Here is a 20,919-nt window from a genome sequence, read left to right as displayed (position 1 = left end):
AAAATAATCCTTGTTTTTCATGAAAAGAATACCTTTGCTTTTGCAGCCAAAATCCCTTAGAAGAAGCAATTTTTTTGGAGGGGATGTCATGACAATTAAAAAAAATATGCGACTGGGAGATCTATTGATTGAAAGTGGGATGATTACAGAAGAAGAACTCCAACACACTTTAGAGGAAAAAAGCCCTGAGCAAAAATTAGGAGATCTTCTTGTACAAAAGGGTCTTGTCACGGAGCTTCAATTAATTGAAGCTCTGGAATTCCAGTTAGGTATTCCTCGAGTAACTTTATATAATTACTCAATTGATAAAACTATACGCTCAATGGTATCAAAGGAATTTGCCAAGCGTCATCTTGTTATGCCTTTAAAAAAGGATAAAAACAAATTATATATTGCAATGGCTGATCCCATGGATTATATCGTGATGAATGATTTACGATTATCAACTGGTTTTAATATTGAGCCTATGATTGCAACAAAGGATGACCTTATACGAAGTGTGAGTAAATACTATGATGTGGATGATCTTGGTGAAGATTTTGAACTTCCAGAAGAAGAGGAGAAGGAAAACCTGCAACTTCTAGAGGATGAGGATTCTCCGGTTGTTAAACTTGTCAATCAATTATTACAACAAGCGGTTGTGCAGCAAGCAAGTGATGTTCATTTTGATTGTATGGAAACCAAGATTTACGTTCGTTTTCGTATCGATGGCAGGTTGCGCACGGAGAGAAGTTTACCTAAAAACATGCAGGGTCCCTTAATTACGAGAATTAAAATTATGGCCAATATGGATATTACAGAACACCGTACGCCCCAGGATGGACGTATCAAGTTATCGGTAGAAAATCGTAAAATGGATTTGCGTATTAGTACGCTGCCTACGGTATATGGTGAAAAAATTGTGATTCGTTTATTAGATTTAAGTATAGTACAGAAGGATATAAAACAAATTGGATTTGATTCAATAAATCTGGAAAAATTCCAATCCTTAATCAATCAGCCACACGGTATAGTCCTTTTGACAGGTCCAACTGGCTCCGGGAAAACCTCGACTATGTATTCAGCATTAAGTCAATTAAATGATGAAGAAAGAAATATAATTACGATTGAAGACCCAGTGGAATATCAGTTAGAAGGGATTAACCAGATTCAAGTTAACACCAATGTTAATCTGGACTTTGCTACAGGTTTACGTGCCATTTTACGACAAGATCCAAATATCATCATGGTTGGAGAAATTCGAGATCGAAAAACAGCGGCAATCGCGACAAGGGCCTCTATAACTGGACATCTTGTTCTTAGTACTTTGCATACGAATGACTCTATTAGTACGATAAATCGTCTTAAGGATATGGGAATAGAAATTTATTTAATTGCCTCTTCCTTGAATGGGGTTGTATCCCAGCGACTTGTACGAAAAATATGCCGTGATTGTAAGCATGAGCGAAAGGCTTCTACTCGTGAAACAGAAATTTTCTCGAAATATAACATTCCCATTGAGACGGTTTCCTATGGTGAAGGCTGTCCAACCTGTAACATGTCAGGATATCGGGGAAGAACGGCAATACATGAAGTATTAGTCATAGATAGTGAAATGAAAGAAGCTTTAGTCAATAATGATTCGATGGTCAAAATCCGTGATATTGCCTTGAAAAACGGATTGAAGTCTTTAACTGAGGATGGTCTGGAAAAAGTGAAAGAAGGAATTACGACAACGGAAGAAATTCTGCAAGTATCTTTAGAATAGGTGAGATGATGATGATGGAAAGGATTAACAAGCTTTTGTATCATGCTTATCAGCAGTATGCTTCTGATGTGCATTTAACCGTTGGATTGCCTCCTGTATTTCGGGTTCATGGACAGTTAAAAAGGCAAAATATGAATCCTTATGATGTTCAAGACCTTAAGGAGATTGCTTCTGCTCTTATGTCAGAAAGGCTTAAGACCATTTTTGAGAAGGATGGGGAAGTGGATTTCTCTTATGAACTCGAGGAAATATCCAGGTTCAGGATAAATGTTTACAAGCAGCGAGAGGGAATCTCGATTGCCATACGTCTTATTCCCAGTCAGATACCGTCTATTGAGGAATTACAACTACCACCAGTTCTGAAAAAGGTTGTAAGTAAACCTCAAGGTCTTGTATTAGTAACGGGGCCAACGGGAAGTGGGAAGTCTGCAACATTAGCAGCGATGATTAATGAAATTAACCAGAATACCCCAAAACATATTATTACACTAGAGGATCCAATTGAGTATATTCATCAGCACAAACAATCGCTCATTGAGCAGCGGGAAGTAGGAAGAGATACGAAGAAATTTGCATCAGGGCTCCGTGCTTCTTTGCGTCAGGACCCAGATGTGATTTTGGTTGGTGAAATGAGAGATTTAGAAACTATTTCAACTGCCATTACTGCAGCAGAAACTGGTCATTTAGTATTTGGTACGTTACATACAACGAGTGCTCCTCATACGATAGAGCGAATTGTCAATGTGTTTCCGGCTGAGCAGCAGGGGCAAATCCGTTATCAATTGGCCTCAGTATTGATTGCAACGATTTCTCAACGATTGTTTCCGAAAAAGTCAGGAAAGGGACGTATTGCAGCAACCGAAGTTTTAACTCAAAATAATGCGGTTAGCAGTCTTATACGTAATCAGAAAATCCATCAGATTCCAAACATCATGCAGACTTCTAGAGATGAAGGGATGCATTCACTTGAAATGAACATTCGTTCTTTATTACAAAAACAGCTTGTATCCCCTGAAATGGTACAAAGCTACTTGGGAGACCATTACTATGGCTCAATTTAGCTATGTAGCTCGGGACCGTCAAGGAAATAAAAAAACCGGTCTTATACAGGCCGATACAAAGCAAGGAGCTAGAATAAGGCTTAGAGAGCGTGGTCTTCGGGCTTTATCAGTAGAGCAAAAAAAAGAAACCATTTGGAATAAGGATATTTACATTGGGAGTCCTGTAAAACTGGAAGATTTCGTGGTTTATTTGCGACAATTTTCAACATTACTAAAAGCCGGTGTCACTATTGTTGATGCTACTAGAATTTTATCAGAACAAACGGAGAGTAAAGTTTTAAAAAAAACATTATCTCAGGTAGAGATGAACTTAAGAGAAGGAAATTCATTATCAAGTTCCTTTCAAAAGCATCCTAAGGTCTTTAACCGGTTTTTTATCAACATGGTTCATGCCGGAGAAGTGAGTGGATCTCTGGATGAAACCCTTGAAGAAATGGCGGGTTATTTTGAAAAGCAGCATCAGACCAGACAGAAAGTGAAGTCTGCTCTTTCTTATCCGATTATCGTAGGGATTATTGCTGTTATTGTCGTTATTTTTTTATTGGTAGCTATTGTACCTGCTTTTGTTTCAATGATTGTGAAATCAGGAGGAGACATCCCGGTTATTACCCTATTTGTCCTGACGATGAGCGACTGGATGTCAAGCTATTGGTATCTGTTCATCCTTCTTCTTATCCTGTTTATTTTAGGTATTTATCTAATACGCCAAAACAGTGAATCAAAATATTATTTAGACTACTTGTTACTGAAAATACCCGTATTCGGCAAAATTTATAAAAAATCAATCCTTGCTAGAATGACAAGAACCCTTAGTTCCTTATTAACGAATTCTGTTTCGATTCTAAGGGCGATTACATTGACGGAGAAAATCGTGGAAAATCAAGTCATTGTAAAAGTTCTTCAAGAGTGTAAAACAACGTTGGAGCAAGGTCGCTCGATGTCAGAGCCGATGATGAAGCATTGGGCATTCCCGCCTCTTGTAACGCAAATGATTAGTATCGGAGAACAAACGGGAGCTTTAGATCAAATGTTAACCCGTATTGCTGAGTTTTATGAATCTGAGGTGGATACCGCAACAGACCAACTCAAGACATTAATTGAACCATTAATGATTGTTTTTTTAGCAGTTGTAGTTGGCGTTATCGTACTCTCAATTATGGTACCCATGCTTGAAATATTTAAGAATGTTGGGTAAATAATAAATCATTTATTAGGGGGAATTATTTTATGAGAAAAGGAAGAACCATTTTAAAGAACAAGAAGGGTTTTACATTAGTTGAACTGCTGGCGGTTATTGTGATTTTGGGGATTATTGGTGCAATCGCTGTACCTGCGATTGGAAATATTATTGATGATTCAGAGGAAGATGCGGTTTATGCTGAAGCAATTAGTATTTTAGAGGGAGCAAGGCTGGCGAAGGTCAATGACGATATGGGTACTGACGGCGAAATTGATGTTAGTGATTTAGAATCCTCTGGTTATGTGGAAAATGTCTCAGATGGTTTTGACGATGCGACAATCACCGAGGGAGATAATGGTGCCTTGAGTATAAGTGAAGTTACAGTCGATGATGTTACAGTAGCAGGTACAATAGATGACATTAATGCTATTCGTGAAGGTACTCAAGAAGAAGGATAATAATGGAGATTAAACTGATAGTAAAAGTGTAGCATATCGTAGCGTTTTCCCAAAAAAACAAGAGGAATGAGTAATTTTGTGGATTTTATACATATATTTAATGAATATTGGTCTCATTTTAGGCTCATTTTTTAATGTAGTAGGATTGAGGGTTCCCAAACACCAATCAATAATAACGCCAAGGTCAGCCTGTCCGAATTGTCAACATACACTTACCTGGAAAGAGCTGATTCCGGTTTTTTCTTATATCAAACAAAAGGGAACATGTACCAACTGTTCTCAGTCCATTTCTTTGCTTTATCCAGCTATAGAGTTTTTGACTGGACTTTTGTTTGCTTTATCTTTATACGTCATCGGTCTCGATAAAGAACTAGTCGTTGCTATTACGTTAATTTCTCTTCTGGTGATTGTCACGGTTAGTGATCTCGCCTACATGATTATTCCAGATAAAGTGCTCGCTTTTTTTCTTCTTTTATTCATTATCGAGCGCAGCATCATTCAATCTGACCCATGGTATGATCCCCTTTTAGGTATGCTTATAGGTTTTGGATTATTATTCCTTATTGGGCTGATAAGTAAGGGTGGTATGGGCGGAGGGGATATTAAACTTTTTGGTGTACTCGGGATTGCCTTAGGACTCGTGAACACATTATTAACCTTTTTCTTTGCTGCTCTTATTGGTTCGGTTGTTGGTATGATAGGAATGGGAACCGGAAAAATGAAGCGGAAAAAACCGATTCCATTTGGACCGTTTATAGCATTTGGTGCCTTAATTGCTTACTTTTTCGGGACTGACATTTTTAAATGGTATGTATTATCTTTCATATATTAATGGTTAGAATTAGGTGAAAATATGGCATTAGGTCAAATAAGAACAATCAATATTGAAATACAGGATTATGTCATTCGGTGTGCAGAGGTGAAAAAAAAGCAGTCTTTTGTGGTTACTTATTGTGATGAATACTATTTTCCTACTGGGATTGTAGAGAATGGAGAAATCATTAATCAGGAAGCATTTGTTAAAACGTTAAAATATTGTGTTCGCAAATGGAAGATGAAAAGAAAAAATGTAAGATTTATTGTACCGGATTCCTCCGTGATTATTAAAACCGTTCAAGTTCCAGCAGCCATAGAAGACGAAGAAATAACGGGCCATGTCTACTTTGAACTTGGTCACAGTATTCATTTACCATTTGAGGATCCTGTTATTGATACCGTACTTTTAGAGAAAAATGAAAGTCAAAAGCAGGTACTTCTTGTTGCTTCAGCTGCAACAGCCGTTGATTCCTATCATGACTATTTCAAAGCAGAAAAAGCGACCCCTATCGCAGCTGATGTTTCAGCTTTATGCCAATATCGTCTCTTTCATCATTATGGGATCACGAATGATGATGATACATTTATGCTTGTTCAGTTTAATGTAAAGTCGGTAACGGTAAGTATTTTTGAACATCATCAACCAGTTTTCCTTCAGCATATAGAAATCCATTATCAGGAGGATACGTGGAAAGTGGTCCCTCTTAATCAAGGTGGACAGTTATCCCGGGAGCAATTTGATGAGGAGAAGGTCAAAAATGCCTTGGAAGAAATTTATACTGAGTTAGAGCGTATTCTTCGGTTTTATCAATATTCTTTAAACAATGGAGATAAACAAATCAATCATCTTATGTTAACAGGTGACCATCCATTTTTAACAGATATCCTGGAGGGCGTTCAGGAACGTTTAGAAGTTCCTGCTCATCTCCTTTCTCCAAGAACTATTCCAGCTGCAAAAGGGGTTCCATTAGGTTATGCATTTTATAATGTGATTGGACTTGCCATGAAAGAGGGAGTTTAATGGTAGTTGAGATTAATTTGCTTCAAAATCGTGAACAAAAAAATCGTACATTTATGGTAACCCTTATTTTCATGATTTTTCTATTGATTGTGCTCTTTGCTGCAGCATTTATGTATTCCGTATTCATAAAACAGGACATTTCGAATTTACAAGATACGTTAACACAAACAGAAGAGACACGTTTGAATCTAACAAATCAAGTGAATCAGGAACATCTAAAAGAAATTGACGAACTGAAACAGGCAGTAAAAGCCTTACAATCCTATCCGATTGACAGTGCAGCTTTCATAACGTCACTCATTGCTTTATTACCTGCAAACGCACAAATCGGGCATTTTGAATATACAGATGGAAAAATAAACTTACAAATTCTGATGGAAGATGATATGGATGCTGCTTATTATTTATCTCATCTTTCCCAAACAGATTGGATAGATTCAGTTAGTTTAGTCAGTGTAAGCCAAACTGATCAGGATGAAAATACCCAGAAATATATAGCTCAGTATGATTTGACGATTAACCGTGATGATGTAAGGGAGAATGGGGAAGGTGATCAGGAGTGAAGACGTTAGCGAAACGGCAAAAAATCCTTCTCGCTCTCTTTGCGATATTGTTTTTCATGAGTGCAGGGGTTCTTTATGGATGGCTGATTCATCCATTGGTAGAGGAAAAAAGTGAGATAGAGGACTCTCTGGAGTATGAAAGAGAGCTTTTAGAGGCAGTATGTAAGCAACAAAAGAATAGTGAGAACATAGATGTTAAAGAGCAATCTCAACAACTCCAAAGCCAATTACCTGTTACCCCATATCATGAGCAACTATTTTCCATGATTAATAAGGCGGAAGAAGCTACTAATAGTACGGTGAATCGATACGACATTTCAAACCGGGAATCGGTATCTATAGAAGATATCAAAGGACTAAAAGGAGTTTTGTATGATCTGGAAGTAACTTCTCCTTCTTATAAGTCCATGATCGGATTTATTGAACATCTTCAAAACCAAGAGCGAATTCTATCGGTTAATTATTTATCCTTTACAACAGAAGGTGGAGAAGGGATTACCTATCAGCTAAGTTTATCAGCTTTCTTTAAAGATGATTTAGACGGTTTACAAGCCTATCAGCCGACAATGAATATACCAGACCCAGATAACCAAAAAAATCCCCTTTCATAACGTTTAGACTGATTTCTGCTGCAATAGGCTGCATTGAAAATCAGTCTTTTCTTTTGCGAAAAATCAGATAAATATATGGTAGGATAAAGGTAATAGTTCTCGTTATGGATGAGGAGGGATCCTTGTTGCGCCCCTTTTGGTATTCGTTTTTACCTCTACTACTGCTCACAGCACTAGCTCTGTTCAATGAATATCAGGAAGAACATGTATTACCATTTATGCTCGTTTTCTACAGTCTTTTCTTTATTGTCTATTTCGTTATTCCGCTTGTAGGATGGCCATTAATTATATATGTAATTATGACGCTTATCATATCCGGTCTGGAATGGCTGAACGGTTCTTACCTGAATCTTTATGTTCTGCTTACGGGCTTTTATTTAATCATAAATAGTTTGTCTGATTTACCTGTTAAGGCTTTTCGAATTTATTTTTTCTATCAGATGTTTTCGATTTGTGTTTTATTGTATTTGCACGAGCAGCTTCATTTAGCCTCGGTTTTACTCGCGATTCTAGTAGGCTATCCCTTAATAAAGTGGAATAAAATACAGGTAGAGCAATCTGAGAAGCAGGAGATGTATGAAAAATTGGTCAGCGAGTATCGCAAACTGAAAAGACAGACCCATGAATCTGAGCGGGCCGCCCGTTTGGAGGAACGTACAAAAATGGCCAGGGATATTCATGATTCAGTTGGACATAATTTAACGGCCTTGCTTATGAAATTGCAAATACTTACAATGCAGGAAAAGAAAGAAGAATATGAAGATCTGAAACAGCTAGCTTCTGATAGTTTAGAAGAAACCAGACATGCAGTGAAGACTCTTCAGGCTGAAGAGTCTGAAGGAATCTCATCAGTACTACAGCTTATTCGTAAATTGGAAGCGGAAAGTCATATTCATTTAGATTTTACGTTAAAACAGGGCGTGTTATCCGCGCATTTAACGAATGAACAGAATATTGTATTGTATCGCGTCTTGCAGGAGTCTTTAACCAATGCCATGCGTCACGCATTTTCACGAGAGGTAAAAGTAGTTTTGGCATTAAATGCGGCGGAAGATTTAGCGTTCACCATCAAGAATAGAGTACATAATGATGTGGGCTGGCAATGGGGATTTGGTTTAACTAATATGAAAAAACGAGTCGAGGAGCTGGATGGTAAATTGAAGGTTTACCAGCATGAGCAGGAATTTGTTGTTGATGGGATTTTACCACTGAGGGAGGAGAAAGTGGATGCGTTATAATCTATTACTTGTGGAGGATCAAAGCATTGTACGGAGCGGCTTGAAAATGATGATTGAACAGGATGATACGTTAAACGTAATAGCAGAAGCTGAAAATGGAGAAGAGGCGCTTCGGAAAGTGGATGAACATATCATTGATGTGGTGGTTATGGATATTCGTCTGCCGGAAATGAATGGTATTGAGACGACCCGTCATATTAAACGGCGTTATCCCGATGTACATGTGTTAATGCTGACTACTTTTAATGATGAGGAATATGCTGAACAGTCGTTAAGAGAGGGGGCGGATGGGTTTTTGCTAAAAACAGCAGAGCCGGATAAATTGGTTCAGGCTATCCATACCTGTTTAAATGGCGGGATGACGATTCATGAAGACGTCGCAGCAAAAGTAATGCCACGCTTGTTAAATAAATCTACTGTTGAAGTAAAGGATCTTCCGTTGTCTCCGAGAGAGCTTTCCATCACCCGTTTAGTGGGAGAGGGAAAAACCAATAAAGAAATTGCCACGGAGCTCTATCTGTCTGTCGGTACTGTGAAAAATCACATTACGCAGACCCTTACTAAGCTGGACCTGAGAGACCGGACACAGCTCGCCATTTTCGCTGTTAAAAACAATTTGGTATAAGGTATAAGCGTGCTTTGAGGAAAAGAAATTCGTTCTAAATATAAAGGTTAGCTATTGGTTTATAATGAGAGTAACCGATTTTAATAATACTAAAGTGGTGGTGCTTAGGGTTGGTTTTAAAAGAATACCTCTTATAATAGGAGGGACTCTTTCCCTTGCTTTAGGGGGCATTGGAATTGTGTTACCATTAATGCAAACACCTGTAAAAGAATCGTAGGAGGAAGAGAGTTTGCATAAGTATACAAGAACAGGAAATATCATTTTTTGGACCGGAATTGTCATATTTGTTATTGGTGCAGCGATGCATGAAAATATAACAGGTGCACCAGAACCTTATACATCCTTTGCCAGACCTGTGATGATTGCTGGTGTGGTGGTTGTATTTCTTACCAACTTCTTTAGGAAAAAACGAGAAGATTCAAAAAGATAAAGGAGAATTACTATTTGCTATCCGCCGTCATTCACACAAATTCCACAACTACTCTCACAGTGCAAACAATAAAAGGGCTTAGAGAAATAAATTCTCTGAGCCTTAACTTTGATAATGCATTATTACACTAAAATCCTCTAAAGTGTATATTTCTCATTTTTTTGCAAGAGGTGCTGCGAAAAGTCCAGATAAAAATCCTCCAACACCATAAAACAATATAAGAACAATCCAAAAACAACCGATTCACCTTGAACTGCATCACTTACATACTCTGGAAGCACAACATTATATCTCCGAACACGATAAACCTGTCACTCATCCTGTGACTATCGTCATGCTTTTCCCATTATTTTAGTGACTCGAGCGTGATGCAGGAAGACTGTCCCCTTTTATAAAATATTGATAAGCAAAAGGGGGGAATAGGATTATGTTAGAAGCGTTGGATTTAAAGAAGCAATTTAAAAATACAAGGGCTGTTGATGGAGTGAACTTGTTTATTGAACAGGGTGAGGTTGTCGGACTCCTTGGACCAAATGGCGCAGGGAAATCAACAACCATTTCGATTATATCTTCGCTGCTTCCTCCATCGAGTGGAGATGTTCGTTTTTTTAATGAAAGTATTATTAAAAAGCCCCAAACTTTACGAAAGCATCTAGGTGTCGTTCCTCAGGAAATAGCTTTATATAACAATTTGACAGCTAAAGAAAACTTGCAATTCTTTGGAAAGATCTATCATATTTCTTCCAATCTCATAAAAACAAAAATGGAGGAAGTCCTAGAAATTGTAGGGCTTCAGGAGAAACAAAATGATTTGGTTAAAACCTTTTCTGGTGGAATGAAGCGAAGGTTAAATATAGGGGTAGCCTTGCTGCATGAACCCAAGCTGATTTTTATGGATGAACCAACCGTGGGGATTGATCCACAGTCGAGAAAATATATTTTAGATACTGTGAAACGATTAAATCGAGAGCAGGACCTGACCATTTTGTACACGAGTCATTACATGGAAGAGGCGGAGTATTTATGTGACCGGATTTATATTATGGACCAGGGTCATATTATTGCTTCAGGGAATAATAACGAAATCAAGGGGATTCTATCATCGGAACAAACGGTTGTCATTGAAGCGGAAATCATAGAGGACTCTTTTCTTAATAAACTGGAGTATCATCCTTCTGTAACCCAGGTCTATAGGCAGGAGAATGCTATCCATGTCATTGTCCCCCTCGAAATGGATTTTTTTCAGACTATCATCGATATAGCGGGAGAAACAGAAACCTCTTTAAAATCGGTTCAAATTCAAACCCCGTCACTGGAGGATGTGTTTCTTCACTTAACGGGTAAGGCATTACGGGATTAGGAGGATTTTCTTATGTTGTATACATTCATTAAAAAACAGCTCTTTTTAATGATGAGGGACAGGACGAACTTTACTCTATTGCTCGTGATGCCCTTGATCCTCGTTTTTATCATCAATTATGCGATTGGTGGTTTGATGACAGAGGAGACACCCAAGATTGATGCTACCATTGCCATTCTTGAGCATACAGAAGAAAAGGAAGATATAAATCACATCAAAAAGGAAATCGAGCTACTGTCTCTACCAGACCATGAAAAAAATGAAATGATCAATGGATTAAATCATTTTAAGCCCATTCAGATTTTAAAACAAGAAGTGTTCGGGAACCCGGAGATAAAAGAGATGTTTACCATAGAGAAAATTAACCCTGAGGAATTAGCTGCCGCTATGGAAAACGATAAATATACAGCAATCATTGAGGTTCCAGAGAATTTTACTTTTAATGTTGTGAAGTATTCCTTTTTAGGTGAAGGCGAAGAGCCGAAATTAGACCTGTATCTGAATCAAAATGAAGAGTTAGCGAGCCAGGTGGTTCATGATTTATTGGCTGGGTACCAGGAACAGCTCCAGACCGCAACGGTTTTAGAGCAAAATGGACTTGGAGATCTAAAGGTTTCTCCTCAGGATTTGGAAGGGGAGACTGTCACCATCTCCGGTGTGGCTCCCATTACATCCACGACCTATTATATTGTGGGTATGAGTGTGATGTTTGTCTTATACGTTGCATCCACAATGGGATCCTATGCTTATGAAGAAAAAAGAGATCATGTCTTTAATCGAATGGTTTTGGCCAATGTATCCAAATGGACTTATTTCACTGGGATTTTCATTGCGAGCTCTATTACAGCATTTCTTCAACTGGTGATTTTGTTTAGTTTCTCCATTGTTGCCTTTGGTGTATCCTGGCCAAGTCTTAGTCCGTTTTTGGCTACATCCATTTTGTTGAGTTTTGCTGTGGGAGGAGTTGCGTCCCTGTTGACGTCTATTAATTATCAATTAAATTCAGATCAGGCGTCAGTGATTTTCGGAAATGCGATTGTAACCGTATTCGCCTTTTTTGGAGGGAGCTTTTTCCCTATAGGGGGAGATCTGATTGATAGACTAGGGAATTTGACACCTAATGGTTCCGGAATGTCGGCATTTTTATCAGCATTTCAAGGATATGGATTGGGGGATATTACCTCCAATTTACTATTTTTAGGTGGATTTACTCTTTTAACTCTATCTACGGCTGTTACGATCTTTCCAAAAAGGGGGAAGGCAATATGAAGGGCATGCTCTATGCTCAATTTAAATTACTCTTGCGAAGACCGGCTTCCTTTTTACTAATGACAGGTATATGTCTGTTATTTGCATTTTTCTTTGGGATTAGCTCTTTTGGAAAATCGACACTGCCTGTATACAGTGAAATGAGTGAAAAGAATACTGAAATCGTAATGAATTATCTTCAAGAAGCAGATACCCAGAACTTTGAACAGGTTGAAAAAGAAGAGCTGCTTAAAACGGTAAGGGAAGGTGATGCTGAAGCCGGTTTATTTCTATATGAGGATCATTATGAAATTGTTATTGCCTCTGAAACGCCAACTAAAACGATTCTGGAGCAAAATATTCAAAAGGCTTTTGGGGATTATTTGCAGAAAAAACGAATCCATTCGACTGATGTGAATGATTCAGCTATCATGGAACAGTTGGAGGACTCTATGTTTTCAATTGAAACGAAAACACTCACGAATGAGGATTCCTTTGTATTTGATGCTCAGTTACAAGGGATTTTTGGCATGTCGGTCTTTTTTGTCATCTATACTGTTGCCTATAATGTAATACAAATTTTAGTTGCAAAACAAGACAAGATATGGGACCGATTTATACTGTCTCCGGTTAAGAAGTGGGAAATGTATACCGGAATCTTAACCTATGCCTTTATTATTGGTTACATTCAGGTGGTTCTAGTGTTTTTCGTGATGAAATATGGCTTTGATGTTGATTTTTACGGTGGCTTTCTGGAATCACTTATCTTATTGATACCGTACGTGCTGACAATTGTCTCTTTATCAGTATTGATTGTTGCCGTATCGAAAAACTATCAAACCTTCAATGCCATTATTTCATTAGTAGCCGTTAGCTTAGCCATGATTGGGGGATCGTATTGGCCAATTGAAATTGTAACAAACAAAGCTATGCTTGGCTTATCTCAAATAGATCCCATCACTTATATTATGGAGGCTCTTAAGAATGTTACGATATACGGACAAACATTAGGAGAGACCATGTTCCCGATTAGCATTCTTCTTCTTATGAGTGTCATCATGATGGGTGTAGGATTGAACCTGATGGAAAGAAGATGAACCAGGCTGTTCCTGTATTGACTAACGCTGAAAAGATGCAGGGACAGCTTTATAATATTGAAAAATTCTGAAAATTTGATAAAATGGAGAAAGACTAGTTGAAAGGGGATGAGGGATTGTATCAGGATGAATTAATTGCGCCACAGAAGTATAATATTGTTTCGGAATTTGAGCGTTTTGCATCTGCCCCAACAAGATTAGCCCTTAAATGGGAGGATGAACAAGGACAGACAGCGGAGATTACATATGAAAAATTAATGAAAAATGCCAATAGAATTGGAAGCGCTTTCCTTAATTTAGGACTTCAGAAGGGCGATAAAGTGCTTGTGATGGTTCCTAAAAGGATTGAAGCCTATCAGGTTTATATCGCCGCTTTAAAAATCGGAATAGTTGTGATTCCAAGTTCAGAAATGCTTCGGGCAAAGGACATTGAATATCGTCTTATTCATGGAGAAGCAAAGGCCGTTGTTAGCTATTTTCCATTTACTGATGAGTTTGACAAAGTAAACCATATGAACAGCCTGAAAAAACTTGTTATTGGACAAGAGAAGGAAGGCTGGGTTTTACTCGATTCTTTAATGGATACTGAAAGTGATCAGCTGGAAATCGCCAGCACTTCACGAGATGATATGGCCTTTCTCTCTTATACTTCAGGGACAACCGGAAATCCAAAAGGAGTGGTCCATACTCATGGCTGGGGCTATGCCCATCTGAAGACAGCGGCAAGTAACTGGCTCAGTATTGAAGAGAATGATACGGTTTGGGCTACAGCGGGACCAGGCTGGGCTAAATGGCTTTGGAGTCCATTTTTATCGGTTTTAGGTTCAGGTGCAACCGGTTTTGTTTATGCTGGAAAATTTGACCCGCAAAAGTATTTACAGCTTCTAGATAAACATGAAGTCAATGTTTTATGCTGTACACCGACAGAATACCGTCTAATGGCAAAGGTGGATAATCTCTCAGACTATCATTTAACCCATTTGCATAGTGCGGTTTCTGCAGGTGAACCGTTGAATCGTGAAGTAATCGATACCTTCCGTAAATATTTTACTATTACAGTTCGCGACGGTTATGGACAAACGGAAAATACACTTTTAGTGGGCATTACCAAAAGTATGGAGGTTAAACCTGGTTCGATGGGAAAACCTACCCCTGGTAATTTAGTAGAAATCATTGATGAAGATGGAAATCCGGTAAAGGCTGGTGAAGTGGGCGATATTGCTGTCCATCTTGATACACCGGCTTTATTTAAGCATTATTATAAGGATCCTGAAAAAACAAAGGCTTCAAGACGTGGAGAGTATTATTTAACAGGTGATCAGGCATATAAGGATGAGGATGGTTACTTCTGGTTTGAAGGACGCAGTGACGATATTATCATTAGCTCAGGTTATACCATTGGACCATTTGAGGTGGAAGATGCATTAGTTAAGCATCCATCGGTTAAAGAATGTGCAGTTGTAGCCAGTCCTGATCCCGATCGTGGAGCTGTAGTCAAAGCATATGTTGTTCTGAAAGGGGAAACGCCATCAAGTAAAGAGTCGCTAATCAAACAATTACAGGATCATGTAAAAAAACAAACGGCTCCTTATAAATACCCAAGAAAAATAGAGTTTATTGAGGAATTGCCTAAAACGACATCAGGAAAAATCCGTCGAGTTGAGTTACGTAAACGGGAACAAACCGTCTAAAAATACTAAAACCTCCAGGAAACCTGGGGGTTCTTATCATTTTTTCTAAAAAACATCTAAAGTATGTAAATCTTCCACATGGGTCTGTTTTAAATCATAGCCGATATTTGTATCATCAGGGTCCATGGCCATGCCGGATTTCTTCGTTAACCACATCCATAATGTCTTCGTTTCATCATCTTCAAAATAAAAGGTAATTTCATAGTCCTGTTTGCGAATATCCATGACTCCATCTAATTTCTGTGCTTCCTGAAATGATTGCTGTAAGATTTCAATCTTCTTTTCATCTGTTAACGTAACTGTGTTTTGATCGTTAACTTTTGTGATTACAACTTTTTCAACAGGTTGATCTGTCAATAGTTTTGATGAACTGCAGGCTGACACTATCAGAATCAAAAGACATAATGCACCGAAAACCTTTTTCACGACGTTCCCCTCCTCAAATATTAAGACGAATGGGGGAGGTAAAATGTTTCAAATCTTCACAGATTGATTTAAAAGAGGAGAACGATATAATATTCTCAAGCAGCTCTAAAATCCTACATAGATTCCTTTCCGCTCAAAAAGTTTTCGGCAGTAAATGTAGAAACTCCTAAAGCAGCAGAATAAACGGATTTCTTTGAAAAATCCAACTGTAATGACTCTAAGTGAAACCGTAGAGAATGCATAGTAATATTTTTTTTCATTTCTGGTTCAATCCACTTTCTTGCCATTACCAATCGATTTCCGAGTATAACTTGTTCTGGATTGAAGCTGTTAATCAGATTACTGATTCCAAAGCCTAAATATTTCCCAATCTTTTCAAATAAGTGAATAGCCGTTGCATCACCATTTTCTGCTTGCTGGACTATAGATTCTAATGAAAGATTTTCATCTGGATAATGGGATTTAGCCTCTTTTAATAAGGTATGTTCAGATGCATACATTTCCCAGCATCCCTGACTGCCACAACGACATTTTGTACCGCCCATTTCCACTTTCATATGCCCAAACTCTCCAGCATAACCATTTAGCCCTCTATACAGTGAGTTCTTTAAAATGAGTCCAACTCCAATTCCGATGCCTGCACTTACATAGACTATATTTTGATAATCCTTTCCAGCACCTAAATGTTTTTCCCCATAAGCACCTGCATTAGCTTCATTGTCTATGATGACTGGTATGTTAAACTCTTGTTCCACAATTTCCTTTAAATGGATATCCTTCCATTCTAAGTTAGGTGCCATCAATACTTTACCTTCTTTGCTAACAATGCCAGGAACGCCAATACCAATTCCTACAATACCATAGACACTTTCAGGGCCGGATTGAATCAAATCTTGAATAACCTCAAATAGCAATTTAATAATGTCATCATACTTTGATCCTTCTGGAAACCTTAATTCTTTTTCCTGTACAATTTGCCCCTGTAAATCTGTTAATATTCCTAAAATGTAATTAACGCCTAAATCAATTCCAATATTATAACCAGCAGTTTCATTGAATAAGAGCATTACAGGTCGTCTTCCGCCTTTAGACTGGCCGATTCCGCATTCATAGATCAATTGCTGGTCAATTAATTCGGATACAAGTGAGGAAACCGTACCTTTATTTAAGCCTGAATTCTGAGAAATATCTGCCCTTGAAATGGGTCCTTGATTTTTAATCGACTGTAAGACTATGTTTTTATTAATTTGTTTAATCAGCTTTTGATTACCAGTTGTTGAATTCATCTGTTCCACTCCGTTCTTTTCATCAACGTTATTTTATAGCAGTTAGGCAGAGATTAGCAAATATTTAATGAATCTTTTCCCAAATAATTTATCACAAAACTTTGTTTATGTAATGGACAAACAAAGCCCCTGTTGCTATAATTCATATATGAAAGCACTTACAGTTCTTAGAGGAGGAGAGTTATGAAACGTCTATTAGGATTTTTATTGGTATTATTGTTAACGTTTGCATTAATGGCGTGTGGTCAAGATGTAGCAAATGATGATTCAGATAGTGGCGATAGCAATAATGATGGGGGAGACAGTGGTGAATATACGATTGGTTTATCCGTTTCTGATCTTCAGTTAGAAAGATGGCAGCATGATCGTGATATTTTTACCGAACAGGCTGAGGAGCTTGGTGCCGAAGTTTTAGTCCAATCAGCAAATGGTGATAGTGCCAAACAGTTGTCTCAAATCGAAAACATGCTATCACAAGGTATTGATGCCTTAGTTATTATAGCAGTCAATTCAGATTCCCTTTCTTCTGTGGTGGATAAAGCACAAGAACAGGGAATTCCAGTTCTGGCTTATGATCGTTTAATTAACAATACAACCATTGATGCATATGTTTCATTTGATAATGAACGCGTGGGTGAAATGCAAGCTGAATACTTAACTGAAAAGGTACCATCTGGAAAATACTTCTTATTAGGTGGAGCTCCAACAGATAACAATGCTCAAATGTTTAGGGATGGTCAGATGAATATCATTCAACCTCTGGTAGATAGTGGGGATATTGAAATTATTGGTGACCAGTGGGCTGAAGGATGGCAGTCATCTGAAGCACTAAACATTATTGAGAATGCTCTAACAGCTAATGATAATGACATTGATGCCATTGTGGCTTCAAATGATAGCACTGCAGGTGGAGCAATTCAGGCTCTTGAAGCTCAGGGGTTAGCTGGTGAAGTAGCCATTTCAGGACAGGATGCTGACCTGGCAGGTGTACAACGTATTGTTGAAGGCACACAATCTATGACAGTCTATAAACCTATTAAAGATATTGCAACAAAATCAGCTGAAGTGGCAGTGCAACTTGCTAAAGGTGAAGAAATTTCAACAGATGACACGGTAAACAATGGTTCTATGGACGTTCCATTTATCAAACTGGATCCAATTATGGTAGATAAAGAGAATGTAATAGATACTATTATTGCCGATGGTTTCCATTCCTATGATGAAGTGTACGAAAACGTTCCAGAAGGCGAGCGTCCTCCACGTCCGTAATAGAAAAAGACATCGTTTGAACGAAAGGGGGAAAGGAAGGATTTTTCTTCTTTTCATCCCTTTCTTCTTTAAAGGAGGTAATAGAATGAGTGATTATGCACTGCAAATGAAAGAAATCACAAAGGAGTTTCCAGGTGTACGTGCATTAGATAACGTGACATTTTCTGTGCATAAGGGGGAAATTCATGCTTTATGTGGAGAAAATGGAGCAGGAAAATCGACTTTGATGAAAGTGTTAAGTGGGGTTCATCCTTATGGTTCCTACTCTGGTGATATCTATGTAGATGGTGATAGGGTTGCATTTCATTCTATTAAGGAGTCACAGGAAGCAGGAATTTCGATTATTTACCAGGAGCTTGCGTTAATTGAAGAAATGTCTGTTGCTGAAAATTTATTTCTAAGTCATGATTTTATGAAAAAAGGTTTGATTGATTACAATCAGCTTTATGCTGAGGCGCAGAAGTGGTTGGGATATATTGGCCTGAATATTGACCCAAGAATCCCCATTAGCAAATTATCAGTTGGTAAACAGCAGCTCGTTGAAATTGCTAAGTCATTAACCAAACATATAGATATTCTCATTCTGGATGAACCAACCGCATCATTAACGGAATCTGATGTAGAGCTGCTTATGGATATTTTACGGGATTTGAAATCCAAAGGAGTTACCTGTATATATATTTCTCATAAGCTTGGGGAAGTCATGGAAATTGCTGATTCTGTAACGGTTTTGCGGGACGGTCAAACAGTAAGTACAGACCCAATTGACGAACTTACAGAGGAAAAAATTGTAACGAAAATGGTGGGCAGGGAGTTGACACACCTATTTCCATATGAGCCGCGTAATATAGGAGAAAATATACTGGAAGTTAAAAATTATACAGTAACAGACCGTGATAAAACAGTCATTAACGATGCTGCCTTTACCCTTAAAAAAGGCGAAATTTTAGGAATATCCGGATTGATTGGCGCCGGAAGAACGGAATTATTCACAAGTCTTTTTGGCGGTCTGGAAGGAAAGAAAGAAGGAACGGTTTTAATAGATGGTAAAGAAGTAAATATTAAAAGACCCGCTGATGCCATTGAAGCAGGTATCGCCTATGTGTCCGAGGACCGGAAACGGTTTGGTCTGGTCATGGGAATGGATATTCAAAAGAATACAACCTTAGCTGCTCTAAATAAAGTTATGAAAAACCAATTAATAGACAGCAATCTTGAATTGAAAAAGGCTGAGGAAATTACGAAGAGAATGAAACTGAAAGCACCAAATTTAGAAGTAGCAGTTGAGCAGCTTAGTGGTGGGAATCAACAAAAAGTTGTGTTAAGCAAGTGGATTTTAAATGAACCGAAAGTGCTTATTTTAGATGAACCTACACGAGGTATTGATGTCGGTGCGAAATTTGAGATTTATAAAATTATCAATGAACTGGCAGAAGAAGGTGTAGGGATTGTATTGATATCTTCTGAGCTACCGGAAGTACTAGGGATGTCAGATCGTATTTTAGTAATGTCTGAAGGACAAGTGGCTGGTGAGTATCCAAGACATGAGGCATCACAGGAAAAAATTATGTCACTTGCAACAGGAGGGAATGAAGATGCAAAATCAAACGTCTACTAATATCCAAGATGTAAAAGAGAAAAAAATAAGTTTTAAGTTTGATTTGCAGGCCTATACACTTGCTATAGCGTTAGTGTTAATCGCCGCTATCTTTACGTTTTTTACAGATGGTGAGTTCTTATCTTCTCGTAATCTATCAAACTTATTTACGCAAATGTCTGTGATAGCAGTACTCGCAATAGGTATGACTTTAGTTATTGTCGCTGGGCATATTGATTTATCTGTTGGATCATTAGTTGGTTTAACAGGTGGAATTGCGGCTATTCTCCAAGTTTGGTATGGCTGGAACACGATTTCCGTTTTTGTCGTAACCATTATTATCGGTGCCATCTTTGGTTTGTGGCAGGGCTGGTGGGTGGCCTATCGGGGTGTCCCTGCATTTATTGCCACATTAGGTGGAATGTTAATTTTCCGCGGAATGCTTATCGGTATCAGTCAAGGACAAACTGTAGCACCACTTGAGGGTGGTTTCCGGCAACTAGGGAATAGTTATCTCCCTTATTCCATCGGATATATTCTAGCGATAATAGGAATTATTTCCTTGTTGTACTATACCATACGTAATCGTCAAAAAAGATCGAAACTTGGTTTAGAGCTTACATCAGGTGTTATGGATTATGGAAAAATAACCATTTATTCTCTTTTTATTATGGTTATTGTATACATGCTAAACCGTTACTTAGGAATTCCGGTTCCAATGTTAATTGTAGTAGCGCTAGCCGGGATCTTCATTTTTATCTCATCCAAAACTTCTTTTGGGCGTTCTGTATATGCCATTGGGGGAAATGAGGAAGCAGCAGCCCTCTCAGGTATCAATATTAAACGCAATGTATTAACAGTATTTATTTTAATGGGAGCATTAACTGCTATTGCCGGATTGGTGTTAACTAGTCGTTTAAATGCTGCAACTGTTAATGCTGGAGATATGTATGAGCTTGATGCCATTGCTGCTTGTGTTATTGGTGGTACAAGTTTAATGGGTGGAAAAGGTAAAATTGTAGGTTCTCTTATTGGTGCGCTAATTATGGCTAGTATTGATAATGGAATGAGTATGATGAACATTGAAACATTTTGGCAATTTATTGTAAAAGGGTTAATTCTTATTTTAGCTGTATGGGTTGATATTTCAAGTAAAAGACGTGCAGCTTAGTAGAAACATATAAAAATACTCCAA

At 38.0% G+C, this 20,919-nt stretch carries 20 protein-coding genes; 18 read left to right on the top strand and 2 right to left on the bottom strand.

All coding sequences use genetic code 11. From position 1 onward, the window contains the following. Window positions 1-88 precede the first annotated feature (88 nt). The 15 genes from BMX63_RS11410 to mbcS all read left to right on the top strand — a co-directional run bounded on the left by BMX63_RS11410 (window position 89) and on the right by mbcS (window position 15,146). Window positions 89-1,747, top strand: a complete 1,659-nt coding sequence (locus BMX63_RS11410) for a GspE/PulE family protein (protein WP_093135662.1) — start codon at window positions 89-91, stop codon at window positions 1,745-1,747. 11 nt (window positions 1,748-1,758) lie between these two features. Further along, window positions 1,759-2,808, top strand: coding sequence for a type IV pilus twitching motility protein PilT (locus BMX63_RS11405; protein ID WP_093135660.1), 1,050 nt, complete (start codon window positions 1,759-1,761; stop codon window positions 2,806-2,808). Continuing rightward, window positions 2,795-4,003, top strand: a complete 1,209-nt coding sequence (locus BMX63_RS11400) for a type II secretion system F family protein (protein WP_093135658.1) — start codon at window positions 2,795-2,797, stop codon at window positions 4,001-4,003. Before BMX63_RS11405 ends, BMX63_RS11400 begins: the two co-directional genes overlap by 14 nt. A gap of 32 nt (window positions 4,004-4,035) precedes the next feature. Next, window positions 4,036-4,446 (top strand): type II secretion system protein, encoded by a 411-nt coding sequence (locus BMX63_RS11395; protein ID WP_093135655.1) that lies wholly within the window; start codon window positions 4,036-4,038, stop codon window positions 4,444-4,446. A 100-nt stretch (window positions 4,447-4,546) separates the two neighbouring features. Continuing rightward, window positions 4,547-5,278, top strand: a complete 732-nt coding sequence (locus BMX63_RS11390; protein WP_342732659.1) for a prepilin peptidase — start codon at window positions 4,547-4,549, stop codon at window positions 5,276-5,278. 21 nt (window positions 5,279-5,299) lie between these two features. Continuing rightward, window positions 5,300-6,283, top strand: a complete 984-nt coding sequence (gene pilM / locus BMX63_RS11385) for a type IV pilus biogenesis protein PilM (RefSeq protein ID WP_093135650.1) — start codon at window positions 5,300-5,302, stop codon at window positions 6,281-6,283. Then, window positions 6,283-6,846 carry a PilN domain-containing protein gene (locus BMX63_RS11380; protein ID WP_093135647.1) on the top strand — a complete coding sequence of 188 codons (564 nt, stop codon included), beginning with the start codon at window positions 6,283-6,285 and terminating at the stop codon, window positions 6,844-6,846. Before pilM ends, BMX63_RS11380 begins: the two co-directional genes overlap by 1 nt. Continuing rightward, window positions 6,843-7,457 (top strand): type II secretion system protein M, encoded by a 615-nt coding sequence (locus tag BMX63_RS11375; protein WP_093135645.1) that lies wholly within the window; start codon window positions 6,843-6,845, stop codon window positions 7,455-7,457. Before BMX63_RS11380 ends, BMX63_RS11375 begins: the two co-directional genes overlap by 4 nt. Before the next feature lie 125 nt (window positions 7,458-7,582). Beyond that, window positions 7,583-8,695 carry a sensor histidine kinase gene (locus tag BMX63_RS11370; RefSeq protein ID WP_177167274.1) on the top strand — a complete coding sequence of 371 codons (1,113 nt, stop codon included), beginning with the start codon at window positions 7,583-7,585 and terminating at the stop codon, window positions 8,693-8,695. Further along, window positions 8,685-9,320, top strand: a complete 636-nt coding sequence (locus tag BMX63_RS11365; protein ID WP_093135639.1) for a response regulator transcription factor — start codon at window positions 8,685-8,687, stop codon at window positions 9,318-9,320. The genes BMX63_RS11370 and BMX63_RS11365 overlap by 11 nt, the downstream gene beginning before the upstream one ends. 229 nt (window positions 9,321-9,549) lie before the next feature. After that, a complete protein-coding gene (locus tag BMX63_RS11360) occupies window positions 9,550-9,750 on the top strand; it encodes a hypothetical protein (protein WP_093135637.1) in 201 nt (66 codons plus the stop codon). Window positions 9,751-10,177: 427 nt separating this feature from the next. Further along, the gene (locus BMX63_RS11355; protein ID WP_093135634.1) at window positions 10,178-11,110 is read left to right on the top strand and encodes an ABC transporter ATP-binding protein; all 933 of its coding nucleotides are present in this window, start codon (window positions 10,178-10,180) and stop codon (window positions 11,108-11,110) included. Window positions 11,111-11,122: 12 nt separating this feature from the next. Continuing rightward, window positions 11,123-12,379 carry an ABC transporter permease gene (locus tag BMX63_RS11350; RefSeq protein ID WP_093135632.1) on the top strand — a complete coding sequence of 419 codons (1,257 nt, stop codon included), beginning with the start codon at window positions 11,123-11,125 and terminating at the stop codon, window positions 12,377-12,379. Then, on the top strand, window positions 12,376-13,455 hold the full coding sequence (locus BMX63_RS11345; protein ID WP_093135629.1) for an ABC transporter permease: 1,080 nt from the start codon (window positions 12,376-12,378) through the stop codon (window positions 13,453-13,455). Before BMX63_RS11350 ends, BMX63_RS11345 begins: the two co-directional genes overlap by 4 nt. A gap of 116 nt (window positions 13,456-13,571) precedes the next feature. Next, window positions 13,572-15,146 (top strand): acyl-CoA synthetase MbcS, encoded by a 1,575-nt coding sequence (mbcS, locus tag BMX63_RS11340; RefSeq protein ID WP_093135912.1) that lies wholly within the window; start codon window positions 13,572-13,574, stop codon window positions 15,144-15,146. Window positions 15,147-15,191: 45 nt separating this feature from the next. On the opposite strand, the gene BMX63_RS11335 is transcribed toward mbcS, so the two are convergent. Both BMX63_RS11335 and BMX63_RS11330 read right to left on the bottom strand, forming a co-directional pair. Further along, window positions 15,192-15,572: a YhfM domain-containing protein gene (locus BMX63_RS11335; protein WP_093135627.1), complete on the bottom strand. Its 381-nt coding sequence runs from the start codon at window positions 15,570-15,572 to the stop codon at window positions 15,192-15,194. 113 nt (window positions 15,573-15,685) lie between these two features. Then, complete coding sequence (locus BMX63_RS11330; RefSeq protein WP_093135624.1) at window positions 15,686-16,858, bottom strand: ROK family transcriptional regulator; 1,173 nt, start codon at window positions 16,856-16,858, stop codon at window positions 15,686-15,688. Between the two features lie 183 nt (window positions 16,859-17,041). Between BMX63_RS11330 and xylF the strand changes: the two genes are divergently transcribed. The 3 genes from xylF (at window position 17,042) to BMX63_RS11315 (ending at window position 20,895) form a co-directional block, all read left to right on the top strand. After that, complete coding sequence (gene xylF, locus BMX63_RS11325) at window positions 17,042-18,127, top strand: D-xylose ABC transporter substrate-binding protein (RefSeq protein ID WP_093135621.1); 1,086 nt, start codon at window positions 17,042-17,044, stop codon at window positions 18,125-18,127. 85 nt (window positions 18,128-18,212) lie between these two features. Beyond that, the gene (locus BMX63_RS11320; RefSeq protein WP_093135619.1) at window positions 18,213-19,745 is read left to right on the top strand and encodes a xylose ABC transporter ATP-binding protein; all 1,533 of its coding nucleotides are present in this window, start codon (window positions 18,213-18,215) and stop codon (window positions 19,743-19,745) included. Then, window positions 19,723-20,895: a sugar ABC transporter permease gene (locus BMX63_RS11315; RefSeq protein WP_177167273.1), complete on the top strand. Its 1,173-nt coding sequence runs from the start codon at window positions 19,723-19,725 to the stop codon at window positions 20,893-20,895. Before BMX63_RS11320 ends, BMX63_RS11315 begins: the two co-directional genes overlap by 23 nt. Window positions 20,896-20,919: the final 24 nt, after the last annotated feature.

Origin of the sequence: Salinibacillus kushneri (genome assembly GCF_900111405.1) — a bacterium.
GTDB classification, from domain to species: domain Bacteria; phylum Bacillota; class Bacilli; order Bacillales; family Alkalibacillaceae; genus Salinibacillus; species Salinibacillus kushneri.
This window is presented reverse-complemented; position numbering and strand designations above follow the sequence as displayed.

What these genes read in the sequence shown, in the direction of transcription:
- BMX63_RS11410 (WP_093135662.1), top strand. Translation starts at nt 89, where the DNA reads ATGACAATTAAAAAAAATATGCGACTGGGAGATCTATTGATTGAAAGT.
- BMX63_RS11405 (WP_093135660.1), top strand. Translation starts at nt 1,759, where the DNA reads ATGATGGAAAGGATTAACAAGCTTTTGTATCATGCTTATCAGCAGTAT.
- BMX63_RS11400 (WP_093135658.1), top strand. Translation starts at nt 2,795, where the DNA reads ATGGCTCAATTTAGCTATGTAGCTCGGGACCGTCAAGGAAATAAAAAA.
- BMX63_RS11395 (WP_093135655.1), top strand. Translation starts at nt 4,036, where the DNA reads ATGAGAAAAGGAAGAACCATTTTAAAGAACAAGAAGGGTTTTACATTA.
- BMX63_RS11390 (WP_342732659.1), top strand. Translation starts at nt 4,547, where the DNA reads ATGAATATTGGTCTCATTTTAGGCTCATTTTTTAATGTAGTAGGATTG.
- pilM (WP_093135650.1), top strand. Translation starts at nt 5,300, where the DNA reads ATGGCATTAGGTCAAATAAGAACAATCAATATTGAAATACAGGATTAT.
- BMX63_RS11380 (WP_093135647.1), top strand. Translation starts at nt 6,283, where the DNA reads ATGGTAGTTGAGATTAATTTGCTTCAAAATCGTGAACAAAAAAATCGT.
- BMX63_RS11365 (WP_093135639.1), top strand. Translation starts at nt 8,685, where the DNA reads ATGCGTTATAATCTATTACTTGTGGAGGATCAAAGCATTGTACGGAGC.
- BMX63_RS11355 (WP_093135634.1), top strand. Translation starts at nt 10,178, where the DNA reads ATGTTAGAAGCGTTGGATTTAAAGAAGCAATTTAAAAATACAAGGGCT.
- BMX63_RS11350 (WP_093135632.1), top strand. Translation starts at nt 11,123, where the DNA reads ATGTTGTATACATTCATTAAAAAACAGCTCTTTTTAATGATGAGGGAC.
- BMX63_RS11345 (WP_093135629.1), top strand. Translation starts at nt 12,376, where the DNA reads ATGAAGGGCATGCTCTATGCTCAATTTAAATTACTCTTGCGAAGACCG.
- BMX63_RS11330 (WP_093135624.1), bottom strand. Translation starts at nt 16,858, where the DNA reads ATGAATTCAACAACTGGTAATCAAAAGCTGATTAAACAAATTAATAAA.
- xylF (WP_093135621.1), top strand. Translation starts at nt 17,042, where the DNA reads ATGAAACGTCTATTAGGATTTTTATTGGTATTATTGTTAACGTTTGCA.
- BMX63_RS11320 (WP_093135619.1), top strand. Translation starts at nt 18,213, where the DNA reads ATGAGTGATTATGCACTGCAAATGAAAGAAATCACAAAGGAGTTTCCA.
- BMX63_RS11315 (WP_177167273.1), top strand. Translation starts at nt 19,723, where the DNA reads ATGCAAAATCAAACGTCTACTAATATCCAAGATGTAAAAGAGAAAAAA.